Source organism: Sphingopyxis sp. 550B (genome assembly GCF_057401805.1).
The window spans coordinates 1,741,958-1,754,502 of the sequence record NZ_CM171610.1 but is presented as its reverse complement, the minus strand read 5'-3'; the positions used below and the strand labels follow the sequence as shown (position 1 = coordinate 1,754,502).

The following is a 12,545-nucleotide window of genomic DNA, read 5'->3' as shown; positions in this document are numbered from 1 at the left end:
GGTCAATTACCGATTAGCTGCTTCGCGCAGCTACTCGATGAATAGCAACTATTCATTTGAGAGGTATTGACCCATGCAAAATATAAAGACCCTCATCAACAGGAAGAAGCTCCTGGAGATGATCCCGCTTTCGACACGAACAATTTATAACCTGGAGCAGCGAGGGGATTTTCCACGCCGTATCGCGTTAACCAGTAGAAATGTCGCCTGGGATTTGTCAGAGGTCGAAGAGTGGATTGAGGCACGTAAATCATCGGGTGATCAAGCTGCGCGACCTGGCCCTATAGAGGGCTAGTTATATGGCTCTTGATCTTATGGCGGCTTTCACGGAATTGCCGCCACCCATTGATTATGTTCTGCCTAATATGGTTGCTGGCACTGTTGGTGCTCTTGTGTCGCCTGGTGGGGCTGGTAAATCCATGTTGGCCCTTCAATTGGCTGCACAGATTGCAGGCGGGCCTGATTTACTTGAAATAGGCGAGTTTCCCACCGGGCAAGTGGTCTATCTGCCTGCTGAAGATCCACCGGCCGCTATTCACCATCGTCTGCACGCCCTTGGGGCACACCTCAGCGCAGCGGAACGGCAAGCCGTGGCTGATGGTTTGCTCATTGAACCCTTGATCGGTAAATGCCCAAACATCATGGCTGCTAGCTGGTTCGATGCTCTCAAACGAGCCGCTGAAGGTCGTCGCTTGATGATCTTGGACACTTTGCGGCGCTTCCACATTGAGGAGGAGAACGCTAGCGGGCCGATGGCGCAGGTTGTTGGGCACATGGAGGCCATAGCCGCTGATACAGGCTGCTCCATTGTGTTTCTGCACCACGCGAGTAAAAGCGCAGCCATGATGGGGTCGGGCGATCAACAGCAGGCCAGTCGTGGATCGTCCGTACTGGTTGATAACATCCGTTGGCAATCGTACCTATCCGGCATGACGCAAGGCGAGGCCGAGATACTGGGGGTCGATGATTGTCAGCGTGGGTATTTTGTCCGCTTTGGCGTCAGCAAGGCCAACTATGGCGCACCTTTTCAAGAACTCTGGTTTAGACGGCACGACGGCGGCGTGTTGAAGCCTGCTGTACTGGAGCGGCAGTGCAAGGTGAAAAGGAGACAGCGTGAAGAAGCCTAAGCATGACCTGACCCACGTCCGACATGATCCCGCGCACTGTTTGGCACCTGGCCTGTTCCGCAGCCTCAAGCGTGGCGATCGCAAACGCTGCAAGCTGGACGTGACCTACACCTTTGGCGAGGACGAATCCATGCGTTTCGTCGGATTCGAACCTCTCGGGGCCGATGATATGCGTCTTTTGCAAGGCATCGTGGCCCTTGGCGGCCCGAACGGCATCTTGCTAACCCCGGAACCGACCAGTGAGACGGGGCGACAGCTACGGCTATTCCTTGAACCCCGTTTCGAAGCCATTGAGCAAGACGGCTTGGTGGTTCGTGAGAGCCTGACCAAACTGCTCTCAGAAACGGGCATGACGGATAGCGGCGACAACATCAAGGCGCTCAAAGCCAGCCTGCTGCGCATGTCGAACGTCACCATCCTTGTGACGAAGGGACGGCGGCAAGCCGCGTTCCACCTGATGAGTCATGCTTTTGACGAGACGGACGGCAGGCTATGGGTTGCCCTGAATCCGCGTATTGCCGAAGCGATCCTGGGGCATCGTCCATATGCCCGTATCGACATGGCGGAAGTGCGGGTGCTACAGACTGATCCGGCACGGCTGATGCACCAACGGCTATGCGGCTGGATCGACCCCGGCAAATCCGGGCGCGTGGAACTGGACACGCTTTGCGGCTATGTCTGGCCAGATGAAGCCAATGCCGAAGCTATGAAAAAACGCCGTCAGACTGCCCGGAAGGCACTGGCCGAACTTGCCGCCGTGGGTTGGGTAGTGAACGAATACGCCAAGGGAAAATGGGAGATCAAGAGGCCTGGCCCCACGGCAACTGCACCCGTTTACCGTCGTAACGTTCCCTTGTTACCGTCGTAACGCTCCCCTTCTGCCGTCGTAACGTTCCCCGTCCCAATTTGGAAAACCCAGACGGTGCGCTGCTTTGCGGGCAGTTTGGGAAATCCATCCAAGATTATCTAAAGATAATCCATCATGCGCGGTGCAGCTCGCGCCTTGAGGGCGCGTTCTGACCTTGCCAATAAAGCCCTGGCGGGCTTTATCAATCGGCCATAGGCCGATGGTTTAACGCCAAGAAGAGAAGGCGGCTTCAGTGGCCGCTGAAACGCCTTGTGAGAGGGGAAAACAACCCGGAGTCCCTTATTCCATGAGCTGAAGCAGAATCTGCGTCTAACGGTGCTGGAGGGCCGCTGTGTGCACTTGTAGTTATCTGTACTGAAACCTTGGCTCGAAACGTGAAATGGCTAAGCAGTGCCCATTCGTTCGGTAAGAATAATAAGAAGATTATTATTCTTATTATTACCAAGCAGGAATGAGCCGTGTGTGTTGGACGCCCATAACCAGTAACCTGCGTGAAGGTGTCAACATCAGGAAAGGTTGCCCCTCAAGTATCAATACGTCGCCTTAGTGGTATGACGGGAGGGGAGGCAAATTTCTTGTGTTCATTGACACTTGAGGGGCGGGTTATGCCCTTCTTTTTTGGCGTCCAACTCGCCCCATCGGGGCGAATGGTTTGTGTCGATTGTTGGCATTTTAGGTTCCGATTTAAAGCCGATTGAGCAGCGATTTTGAAGCGACTATGTCGATTGCAGGCCGATTTGGTGACGATTACGGTTATGTTGCCAAGAATCGGTGTTTGTTTGACGATAAAACGCTTTACGTTCGATATGCGCTAGATTTTCAATAGTGGGTGAAATGCGGGCAGGATGGGTGAAGTTAGCTAACCGGCAAGCCGGTTATCTATCTTCACTGTCCCTTATTCGCGCCGGGGGCACTCAACGGGAATCCTGCCCTGCGGGGCTGATCGGCTACCGCCGGTTGCAAGAGTATAGGTCTTGCTATTTTTAATATCTTTGATAGCATGGTTGTCGGGTACACCAAAAGGGTATTGATATGGCAAATGTGCTTATCAGGAATTTACCCGCCGAGGTGCACCGTGCGTTGAAAGTTCGAGCAGCGCTCAACGATAGGAGCACCGACGCGGAAATACGCGAAATACTGACGGCGGCAGTACAGCCGCTAGAGCTTGAAGAGATTGGCCGGGAAGTTGGCTTGTCCGAAAGCGATAAAAAAACAGAGTAGTTTTACGTTTGTAAGTCCGGGCCTCAGCGCCAAGGGCAATACCGATCAGCTAGTGGCGTAGCTCTTCGATGAAACGTTGCCGAGAACAAGCACAACGCTTGGTCAAGGCAATGCCTTCTTTTCATCGACGGAGTACGACCATGAAGTCCAAAATTTTAGCGGCTAAAAAAACCGCTCTAGCCGTTGCACTCGCAACCGGCTTTATCACCACTACCACCGCCCCTGTGCAAGCTGGTATCCCCGTCATCGACGGCGGCAACCTGGCCCAGAACATCATGACGGCCATCGAGTCGGTGGCGCAGACGCTCAAGCAGATTGAGCAGTACCAGACCCAGTTGCAGCAGTACGAAAATCAGCTCCAGAACACGATGGCCCCAGCCGCGTATATCTGGGATCAGGCGCAGACTACGATCAACCGGCTGATTGCCGCGCAAAACACGCTGGCCTATTACGAGAACCAGCTAGGCAGCCTGGATCGTTACCTGGCCAAGTTTCAGGACGTGGCCTATTACCGCAGCTCGCCATGCTTCAACGGCAGCGGCGGATGCACGCCGGCCGAAAAGGCAGCGATGGAAGAGAACCGCCGCCTGGCGTCAGAGTCGCAAAAGAAGGCCAACGATGCCCTGTTCCAGACCGTTGCCGACCAGCAAAAGGCTTTGAAGGATGACGCCCGTACCCTGGAGCGGCTGCAAGGCGCGGCCCAGGGTGCAACTGGCCAGCTACAGGCCATCGGCTACGCCAACCAGCTCGCCAGCCAGCAGGCCAATCAGCTCTTGCAGATTCGCACCATGTTGACCGCCCAACACAACGCGGAGGCAGCCCGGATTGCAGCAGAACTCGATGCCGAGGCGCGAGGTGATGCCAGGGCCGAGCAAATGCGTACCTGGACGTTTCGCCCGAGTCCGGCAGACAACTACTAGGGAGGCGGTGAGATGAAAAAAATCTTTTTTACTACCGCGGCTACGTTGCTGTTGTTGGCTGGATGTGAACAGGAAAGGATGCCCGAACCAAATGCGGCGACGTGTGCCCCCGATGCGTTCCAGGCAGCACTGAATGAAATGCGCAGCGAAGCGAACCGAGAGGCCTTTACCGAGGAATGCAGAGCATTCCAGAAGGCCAAGCAGATGCGTCAGTGGGAGTTCAAGCCCAGCCCTAAAGATGATTATTGAGGTGGTCGCCATGAGAAAGAAAATTGCTCTAGGTGGCTTGATGATGGTCGCCACAATGGTGCTGGCTGAACCTGCAATGGCGCAGGAGCTAAGTAGCAGCGGTGTTATGAATGATGTGCTCAAGCGTTTTCATGATGCTGCCGCAACATGGGGGCCAGCTATTGAGTCCGCTGCATCGCGTTTGTTCTGGACGCTGGTTGTGATTTCGATGGTCTGGACATTCGGCATGATGGCTTTGCGCAAGGCCGACATTGGCGAGTTCTTCGCGGAGTTCGTTCGCTTCACGATCTTCACCGGCTTTTTCTGGTGGTTGCTGACGAATGCGAACCAGGGCATGAATATCGCCGGTACGATTGTTCAGTCATTGCAAACTCTGGGCGCGCAGGCGGGGGGACTTTCCAATAGCAATCTTGGGCCCTCCAGCATCCTTGATCTTGGTTTCGAGTTATACAACCGCACAGTACAGGCCACCTCGGAGCTGGGATGGCGGCAGATGGCAACTGCTCTGGTCATGGAGCTAATGGCCCTGGCTGTTTTGTTTGTCCTGGCGTTGATTGCGGTCAACCTGTTGCTGTTGCTCGCATCAGCCTGGATTCTGTTGTATGCCGGTGTGTTCTTCCTTGGCTTTGGTGGAAGTCGTTGGACTTCCGACATGGCGATCAATTACTACAAGACCGTGCTGGGCCTGGCCGCACAGCTTATGGCAATGGTGCTTCTGGTTGCGATTGGCAAAGAGTTCATCAATCACTACTACACGCAAATCAGCGAGAACATGGCATCCAAGGAACTGGCCGTGATGTTGGTTATATCGGTCATCTTGCTTTTCTTGGTCAACAAAGTTCCGCCGATGATTTCTGGTCTTGTGTCTGGTGGTGGTATTGGCGCAGCCGGTGGAATTGGAAACTTCGGTGCGGGTGCGGCAGTTGGGGCGGCGGTGACGGCGGCCAGTATGGCAACTGGCGGCGCTGCCCTGGCAGGTAAAGCGGTTATGGGTGCCGCAGCCGGTGCAGCCGGAGGTGCAAGTGCACTCCAAGCGGCTTTTCAGAAAGCATCAGCGAGTATGGAAACCGGCGGTGACATGTCCAGCATGGGGTCAGTTGTCAGCAGTGGCGGAAACGGTGGTGGTGAAGCGGGTACTGCTGGCAGTAGCCCATTCGCCCAAGCGGCTGGCTTTGGTGACAGCGGCAGTAGCTCAAGCGGTGGCGGCTTTGCCAAGGCCGCGAAGCTGGCCACAGGCACGGCCTCCGAGTTAGCCAAGGGTGTCGGCTCTCAAGTGAAGCAGGGATTCCAGGAGCGAGTGAGCGAAACCACAGGCGGAAAACTGGCTGCTTCGATACGCGAAAGCATGGAGCCGAAAGAAGCAAGCCAATCTGGCCAGTTCGAGGGCAATAGCTTGGGCGCCGATTCTGGCCCAGATAGTAACGAAGTCAGGAGTTAGCACGATGACGACATCAACATACATGGCCGCATTGGCGGCCCTGGATGAAGCGCCAAGGGAAGAAGTCAGCCAGGTATTTATTTCGCCGCTGGGTGATCAATCGACCGAGGTCGATGCAGAGACAGAAACAGCCGCTTTTGTATCACGGCCAGACCCTATGAGAGAGAGCGAAACTAAGCCGATAAGTATTGAGGTTAATGGCGGCAGGAATGAGCGGTCAGCATTCGCGGAGGCGGCGGGGCTGTACCTGTAGGCGCACCGGGCTGGCCACAACCAGCCCGGCACTTTCAATCAACACCTACTGGAGAGGTGAATTATGACAACACAACATATTATCGAACCAGGGCAAGCAGTGCATCAAGCAGCGGCTATTCTTTCTTCTTTGGAGTACATCAACCAAGCGGAAGCGCGGAGCCTTGGGCCATTGGCCGAAGCCGTCGCTAATGCTTTTATGGTGGTGTACTACCAAGCTGAAACGGGCCGGGCGACACAGGCTGATTTTCAAGAAGCAATGAACGCCTTGCGCCAAGCGTGCAGCTAATGACGAAAGGGCGGCCACTCGAACTGGCCGCCTTTTTCAATCTTCACTGTTTGGCCATTCCCGACCCACAGACGGCGCATCCATCCATTCGCGTTCCTCCGGCGGCAGCGGGTAAGCCCCGGATGCTTCCGCGTCGGCCAGTAGTTCGGCCAGTGTGTAGCGCACCCGACCAGTGGAAACGGCGCGGGCCGGGTCGGCCTTCTCATGCAGCCTGTTCTCTAGGTTCTTTGGGTCTGTCATCGGGCGACCTCAGCAAGCATGGATACTAGGTGTTCCAGGTCAGTGATCGAATGCGCCGGGAGTGTCAGATTTTTTGTGGGCGGGGCGGTTTGGCATCGTTTAATCCCTCGCCTCGGTGAACCGTTCACCGAACAGGATGGCGAACTGATTCATGGCTGCTTTCCACGTATGAACCGATCGCGACGGCTTGGCCAGCACGTTTCGCAGCGCCAGCCATAGGAGTTTGACGGCCGCCTCGTCGCTGGGGAATTGGCCCCGGTTCTTGATGATTTTACGCAGCTGCCGATTCATGTTCTCGATGGCGTTCGTGGTATAGATCACGCGCCGGATATCGGGTGGGAAGATGAAGAACGGCACCACATGTTCCCAGGCCCGCTCCCAGGCGGCCACGATCGTCGGATATTTCGTGCCCCAAGGGCCAGCCGCGAAGGCGGCCAGCGCCTCTCTGGCCTGTTGCTCATTGGCGGCGGCATAGATGGGCTTGAGGGCGGCGGCGACCAACTTACGGTCCTTCCAGCCGGCGTAATCCAGGCTGTTGCGCATCAGATGCACGATGCAGGTCTGCACCGTCGTTTTCGGGAAGACCACGTTGATGGCCTCGGGCAGGCCCTTTAAACCATCGACCACGGCAATCAGAATGTCCTGGCAGCCCCGGTTCTTGAGCTCGTTGAAGACCTTGAGCCAGAACTTCGAACCTTCGGTCTGCTCAATCCACAGCCCCAGCACGTCACGCTCCCCGTTAGCGTCGATCCCCAGGGCCAGGTAGACCGCCTTGTTGACCACCAGCCCGTCGGTGCGGATCTTCACGCGCAGGGCATCGAAGAACACGACCGGGTACATGCGCTCCAGGGGCCGATTCTGCCAGGCCACCGTCTCGGTCATGACCTCGTCAGTGACCTCGCTGATGAGCTCGGGCGAGACATCCGTGCCATAGGTCTCAGCCAGGAATGCCTGGATCTCGCGCACGCTCATGCCTCGGGCGTACAGGGCGATGATGCGTTCATCGAACCCGGCGAAATGGCGCTCATGCTTGGGGATCAAGACCGGCTCGAAGGTACCGTCCCGGTCGCGGGGCAACTGAACACGCATCGAGCCGTGTTTGGTCAACAGCGTCTTGGCGCTCACGCCGTTGCGTTCGTCGGCTTGTTGGGCCGGCTTGTCTTCGCCGGCACGGTAGCCAAGGTGGGCGTTCATCTCGCCAGCCATGGCCCGCTCGATCACCGCCTTGCCAAAGGCATCAATCAGATCCTCGACCTCCATGGCCGACATCGGACCTTCGACCAGGCCGTCCAGCAAATGTTCCGGCAGCTTCGGAAATCGGGCCGTACGGGCGGCCGCCTGGGCCGCAATAGATGGCTTCTTGTGTTTCACGGGCATATCCATGATCGTTTTCTCTCATGTTATGCCTCGCCCACAAAATTCTGGACACTCTCAATGCGCCAGGAAGCGGCCGGCGCGGCAATCTGCAATCATTTCCTCAGTTTTTTCCTACTCATGTTCAACCTCGTTCGTACCAGCTCTTCGAGCGATTCACCACGCGCACGACCAGCAGCATCACCGGCACTTCGACCAGGACGCCGACCACGGTTGCCAATGCAGCGCCGGAGTGCAGACCGAACAAGCTGATGGCGGCCGCCACGGCCAGCTCGAAGAAGTTGCTGGCACCGATCAGGGCCGAAGGACAGGCGACAGAGTGCTTTTCCCCCGCCCGCTTGTTCAGCCAGTAGGCTAACCCGGAATTGAAGAACACTTGAATCAAGATCGGCACGGCTAGCATGGCGATCACTAACGGCTGCCGGATGATGGCCTCGCCCTGGAAGGCGAACAGTAGAACCAACGTCAGCAGCAGCGCGGCCATCGACCACGGCCCGATCTTCTGCATGGCCCGTTCAAAGGCGGCCTGTCCTTGCTTGAGCAGATGCCGCCGCAAGAGCTGCGCCAGGATCACCGGCACGATGATGTAGAGCACGACCGAAATCAGCAGCGTGTCCCAAGGCACCGAGATCGAGGACATGCCCAGCAGCAGGCCGACGATGGGCGCGAAGGCCACGATCATGATGGCGTCGTTCAGAGCCACTTGCGAGAGCGTGAAAAGCGGGTCGCCGTTGGTAAGGCGGCTCCACACGAACACCATTGCCGTGCAGGGCGCGGCGGCCAGCAAGATCAAGCCCGCGATGTAGCTGTCCAGTTGATCGGCCGGCAGGAACGGAGCGAACACTTGTCGGATGAACAGCCACCCCAGCAGGGCCATCGAGAATGGCTTGACGGCCCAATTCACGAACAGCGTGACGCCGATGCCGCGCCAATGCTCTTTGACCTGGTGCAGCGCCCCGAAGTCGATCTTGACCAGCATCGGGACGATCATTACCCAAATCAGCAGGCCCACCGGCAAATTGACCTGGGCCACTTCCATGCGGCCTATGGCCTGGAACACGTCAGGAAGGCCCTGGCCGAGCGCAACACCGGCGACGATGCACAGGGCCACCCACAGCGTCAGGTAACGCTCGAAGCCGCTCATCGGGGCCTGGCGCGGCTTCGCGGCGATGGCCTGTGCGCCGGCGCTCATGCTTCCTGCTCGGTCTTGCCGATGTTCGCCAGCTCGCGCTTGATGGCCGTCTGGTCAAGCATTTTGAGAGGCAGATTCACGAACAGGCGGACGCGGTTCATCATGTGCCGGAAGGTTTGTTCGAAGGCCCGGCGCTTCTCGGCGTCAGTGCCTTCGACGGCGGCCGGGTCTTCAAATCCCCAATGCGCCGAGATCGGCTGACCAGGCCACACCGGACACATTTCGCCGGCGGCGTTGTCGCAGACGGTGATGATGAAGTCCATCTTCGGTGCGTCGGGCGTGGCGTACTCGTCCCAGCTCTTGCTGCGCAGATTCTCGGTCGGGTAATTCACCGACTCCACCTTTTCGACGGCGAAGGGATTGACCTTGCCGGTTGGGTGACTGCCGGCGCTGTAGGCGCGGAAGCGCCCTTGCCCCATCGTGTTGATGAGAGCTTCGGCCATGATGCTGCGCGCCGAATTGCCGGTGCAGAGGATGAGGACGTTATAGATTCTTTCGGTCATGATGTTTCGCTTTCTGGTAGTGGCTGGGGAGCAATGGCGATGGATGAAAGATCGGTGGCCTCGTCGATGACGTGGCCGGCCGCTTTCCGTTCGGAATAGCGGTCTGTCAGTGCTTCACGGTGCGGCCGTACCAGCGCCGTGAAGCGCACCAGTTCTTCCATCACATCGGCTATTCGGTCGTAGTACGGCGAGGGCTTCATGCGGCCCGCCGCGTCGAACTCTTGGAACGCTTTGGCGATACTCGACTGGTTCGGAATGGTGAACATTCGCATCCAGCGGCCGAGCAGACGCAAGGTGTTCACGGCGTTGAAGCTCTGCGAGCCGCCGGATACCTGCATCACGGCCAGGGTGCGGCCTTGGGTCGGCCGGATGCCGGCCATTTCAAGCGGCAGATGGTCAATCTGCGCCTTCATGACACTGGTAATCTGACCGTGGCGTTCCGGGCTGCACCAGACTTGTCCCTCTGACCACTCGGACAGGGCGCGCAGCTCCTTGACGGCCGGGTGATCGTCGCTTTGCACTTGATCGGGCAACGGCAAATCGGACGGGTCGAAGATGCGTGTTTCTGCGCCAAAGAATTGCAGCAGCCGGGCCGCTTCCTCGACGGCCAGCCGTGAGAACGAGCGGGCGCGCAGCGAGCCATACAGCAGCAGGATACGCACCGGCGGGGCGTCGGGTGCCAGCCCGAGCGCCGGGCGCTCGATGGCAAAGGATTTGTCCAAAGCGGGCAAAGAATCGGGGTCGGAAAGATGGCGAAGTCTCATGCCAACACCTTCCCGGCTTCCGTGGTGCAAGACAGGTTGCACACCTGGCCGCCGCAGCAGTTTTCCGTGAGAAAGGCCACCAGGTTAGTGGCCGTCGAAAAGTTCGCCTCGTAGATCACAAATCGGCCTTCTTGCCGCGACGTGACCATGCCGGCGTGTGCCAGCTCTTTCAGGTGGAAGGATAGCGAAGACGGCGGGATGCCGGCCGCTTCGCTGATTTTTCCGGCGGCCATGCCGGCGGGGCCGGCCTGGACGAGAAGCCGGAACACCGCGAGGCGCGATTCTTGAGCGATGGCCGCCAGGGCGGCTACAGCATTTATCGTTTCCATGTTTCAATAATAGTCGAAATATGGAGTGTGCTCAATAGCTCATTTAAGCTGTAAAAATGAGCTAGGCGCATTTAGATCGATATGTGATAAATTGGCCTGCCAGTTTAAGATGGGTGCATTTGAGTATGCCCAAAGGAGCCCGCAAGTATGCGCAGGACGAAGCCAGTAGCCGCGCCGATGGTGGCGCGGGTCTATCTGCGCGTCAGCACCGACGCGCAGGACTTGGAACGCCAAGAGGCGATCACTACGGCCGCGAAGGCCGCCGGCTACTACGTCGCCGGCATCTACCGTGAGAAGGCATCCGGCGCACGCGCCGACCGGCCTGAGCTGCTGCGCATGATCGGCGACCTACAGCCCGGCGAGGTGGTCATTGCCGAGAAGATCGACCGCATCAGCCGCCTACCTTTGCCCGAGGCCGAGCGCCTGGTGGCCTCGATACAGGCCAAAGGCGCACGCCTGGCCGTCCCTGGCGTGGTCGATCTATCCGACCTGGCGGCCGAGGCCCAGGGCGTCGCCAAGATCGTGCTGGAAGCCGTGCAGATCATGCTTTTTCGCCTGGCCTTGCAGATGACCCGCGACGACTACGAGGACAGGCGCGAACGCCAGCGCCAAGGCATTGAGTTGGCCCGCCAGGCCGGGCGGTACAAGGGCCGCCGTGCTGATCCGAAGCGCCGCGCCCAAGTTGTCGCGCTGCGCAAGTCCGGCTACAGCATCAACAAGACCGCCGAGCTGGCCGGGTACAGTGCGGCCCAGGTGAAACGGATATGGGCCGAGGTCAGCCAGGCCGAAGCGAAGCAGCACGGCGCGTTCGTGGAGGACGCATTGACGGAAGCCGATGCCCTGGCCGCTGTCGGCCAGGATGAGCGCCAGGAGGAAAGGGCATGAAGAAGCCGAACCAAGACGACGAGCCGTTTTTCATCACCGAGGAGATTGCGGCCGAAATGATCGCCGGCGGCTATGAGTTCGAGCTGCCGCCCATTCCTTGCACCATCCGCCTACGCGACGTGCTGGAGCGCATGACCGATGCTGAGCTAGCATTGCAGCCGGGCGAGATCGCCGACCAGGAGCGTGAACGCTGCCGGCGCAAGCCGTGTTCAACCTCATGATCTGGTCATGGTATTTTTCATGGCACTGAGCCTGATAGTTCTTGCAAATTGTTGTCACTAAAGGGTTTTGTGTGCTTGTTTACAATCGAGTGGGGAGTGATCGGAAAGGGGACCATCCCGTCCGCATGAGGAGACGAAGAGGATGACCCCGACCCGTATCGAAACCGAAGCATCCGGTGGCTGCCAGTGCGGCGCGGTGCGCTATCATGCGTCGGCGATGCTCGATACATCGCACATCTGCCATTGCCGCATGTGCCAGAAGGCGACGGGGCATTTCTTCGCGGCGCTGGTCGGCGTGCCGAAGGATGCGCTGCGCTGGACGCGCGGCACGCCCGCGATCTTCAACAGTTCCGACCAGGTCGAGCGCGGCTATTGCCGCGACTGCGGGACGCCGCTCTATTATGACTATCCGGAAAGCCGGCATCTGAGCGTCACGACCGGATCGCTCGACGAGCCCGCGCGCTTTCCGCCAAAAATGCAGTTCGGCATCGAGGCGCGGATGCCCTGGTTCGAGACGCTCGTCACGCTGCGCGAGGAAGGCACCACCGAGCAGACGATGTCGGGTATCGCCGAATCCATCGCCGCGAGCAACCGCCAGCATCCCGATCACGACACCGAAAGCTGGCCCTGACAAGGCCGGCGTGGCGGAGCCGGATCGCCTATCGCTAGGCCG

Annotated in this window: 18 protein-coding genes; 12 read left to right on the top strand and 6 right to left on the bottom strand. The window is 58.4% G+C overall.

Annotated features, from left to right (window positions below; translation table 11 throughout):
* Positions 1-73 precede the first annotated feature (73 nt).
* The 9 genes from AC2S9W_RS08170 to AC2S9W_RS08130 all read left to right on the top strand — a co-directional run bounded on the left by AC2S9W_RS08170 (position 74) and on the right by AC2S9W_RS08130 (position 6,364).
* Complete coding sequence (locus AC2S9W_RS08170) at positions 74-295, top strand: helix-turn-helix transcriptional regulator (protein ID WP_001179606.1); 222 nt, start codon at positions 74-76, stop codon at positions 293-295.
* A gap of 4 nt (positions 296-299) precedes the next feature.
* Positions 300-1,127: a helicase RepA family protein gene (locus tag AC2S9W_RS08165; RefSeq protein WP_001162384.1), complete on the top strand. Its 828-nt coding sequence runs from the start codon at positions 300-302 to the stop codon at positions 1,125-1,127.
* The gene (gene repC / locus AC2S9W_RS08160; RefSeq protein WP_000743064.1) at positions 1,114-1,995 is read left to right on the top strand and encodes a replication protein C, IncQ-type; all 882 of its coding nucleotides are present in this window, start codon (positions 1,114-1,116) and stop codon (positions 1,993-1,995) included. The genes AC2S9W_RS08165 and repC overlap by 14 nt, the downstream gene beginning before the upstream one ends.
* 1,032 nt (positions 1,996-3,027) lie before the next feature.
* Positions 3,028-3,216: a FitA-like ribbon-helix-helix domain-containing protein gene (locus AC2S9W_RS08155; protein WP_000024442.1), complete on the top strand. Its 189-nt coding sequence runs from the start codon at positions 3,028-3,030 to the stop codon at positions 3,214-3,216.
* Positions 3,217-3,356: 140 nt separating this feature from the next.
* Positions 3,357-4,136: a P-type conjugative transfer protein TrbJ gene (gene trbJ / locus AC2S9W_RS08150; RefSeq protein ID WP_000836966.1), complete on the top strand. Its 780-nt coding sequence runs from the start codon at positions 3,357-3,359 to the stop codon at positions 4,134-4,136.
* A gap of 12 nt (positions 4,137-4,148) precedes the next feature.
* On the top strand, positions 4,149-4,385 hold the full coding sequence (trbK, locus tag AC2S9W_RS08145) for an entry exclusion lipoprotein TrbK (protein WP_000718002.1): 237 nt from the start codon (positions 4,149-4,151) through the stop codon (positions 4,383-4,385).
* Complete coding sequence (gene trbL / locus AC2S9W_RS08140; RefSeq protein WP_486571854.1) at positions 4,375-5,823, top strand: P-type conjugative transfer protein TrbL; 1,449 nt, start codon at positions 4,375-4,377, stop codon at positions 5,821-5,823. Before trbK ends, trbL begins: the two co-directional genes overlap by 11 nt.
* Positions 5,824-5,827: 4 nt before the next feature.
* Positions 5,828-6,076, top strand: a complete 249-nt coding sequence (locus AC2S9W_RS08135) for a hypothetical protein (protein WP_000213809.1) — start codon at positions 5,828-5,830, stop codon at positions 6,074-6,076.
* A gap of 63 nt (positions 6,077-6,139) precedes the next feature.
* A complete protein-coding gene (locus AC2S9W_RS08130) occupies positions 6,140-6,364 on the top strand; it encodes a type I toxin-antitoxin system ptaRNA1 family toxin (RefSeq protein WP_000211355.1) in 225 nt (74 codons plus the stop codon).
* Between the two features lie 36 nt (positions 6,365-6,400).
* Here AC2S9W_RS08130 and AC2S9W_RS08125 read toward each other — a convergent pair whose 3' ends face one another.
* From AC2S9W_RS08125 to AC2S9W_RS08100, 6 genes are all read right to left on the bottom strand, one after another.
* Complete coding sequence (locus AC2S9W_RS08125; RefSeq protein WP_000131871.1) at positions 6,401-6,604, bottom strand: hypothetical protein; 204 nt, start codon at positions 6,602-6,604, stop codon at positions 6,401-6,403.
* 99 nt (positions 6,605-6,703) lie between these two features.
* Positions 6,704-7,981 (bottom strand): IS256 family transposase, encoded by a 1,278-nt coding sequence (locus AC2S9W_RS08120; protein WP_275162860.1) that lies wholly within the window; start codon positions 7,979-7,981, stop codon positions 6,704-6,706.
* 121 nt (positions 7,982-8,102) lie between these two features.
* Positions 8,103-9,170: an ACR3 family arsenite efflux transporter gene (arsB, locus tag AC2S9W_RS08115; protein WP_001272375.1), complete on the bottom strand. Its 1,068-nt coding sequence runs from the start codon at positions 9,168-9,170 to the stop codon at positions 8,103-8,105.
* A complete protein-coding gene (locus AC2S9W_RS08110) occupies positions 9,167-9,673 on the bottom strand; it encodes an arsenate reductase ArsC (RefSeq protein WP_000140066.1) in 507 nt (168 codons plus the stop codon). Before AC2S9W_RS08110 ends, arsB begins: the two co-directional genes overlap by 4 nt.
* Positions 9,670-10,437 carry an arsenical resistance protein ArsH gene (arsH, locus tag AC2S9W_RS08105; RefSeq protein WP_001239389.1) on the bottom strand — a complete coding sequence of 256 codons (768 nt, stop codon included), beginning with the start codon at positions 10,435-10,437 and terminating at the stop codon, positions 9,670-9,672. The genes AC2S9W_RS08110 and arsH overlap by 4 nt, the downstream gene beginning before the upstream one ends.
* Positions 10,434-10,766, bottom strand: coding sequence for an ArsR/SmtB family transcription factor (locus AC2S9W_RS08100; RefSeq protein WP_000447876.1), 333 nt, complete (start codon positions 10,764-10,766; stop codon positions 10,434-10,436). Before AC2S9W_RS08100 ends, arsH begins: the two co-directional genes overlap by 4 nt.
* Before the next feature lie 147 nt (positions 10,767-10,913).
* On the opposite strand from AC2S9W_RS08100, the gene AC2S9W_RS08095 reads away from it, so the two are divergent.
* From AC2S9W_RS08095 to AC2S9W_RS08085, 3 genes are all read left to right on the top strand, one after another.
* Entirely contained in the window at positions 10,914-11,651 is a 738-nt protein-coding gene (locus tag AC2S9W_RS08095) for a recombinase family protein (protein WP_486571853.1), read from the top strand.
* Positions 11,648-11,872: a hypothetical protein gene (locus tag AC2S9W_RS08090; protein ID WP_000743213.1), complete on the top strand. Its 225-nt coding sequence runs from the start codon at positions 11,648-11,650 to the stop codon at positions 11,870-11,872. The genes AC2S9W_RS08095 and AC2S9W_RS08090 overlap by 4 nt, the downstream gene beginning before the upstream one ends.
* 142 nt (positions 11,873-12,014) lie before the next feature.
* Complete coding sequence (locus tag AC2S9W_RS08085) at positions 12,015-12,503, top strand: GFA family protein (RefSeq protein WP_424538609.1); 489 nt, start codon at positions 12,015-12,017, stop codon at positions 12,501-12,503.
* Positions 12,504-12,545: the final 42 nt, after the last annotated feature.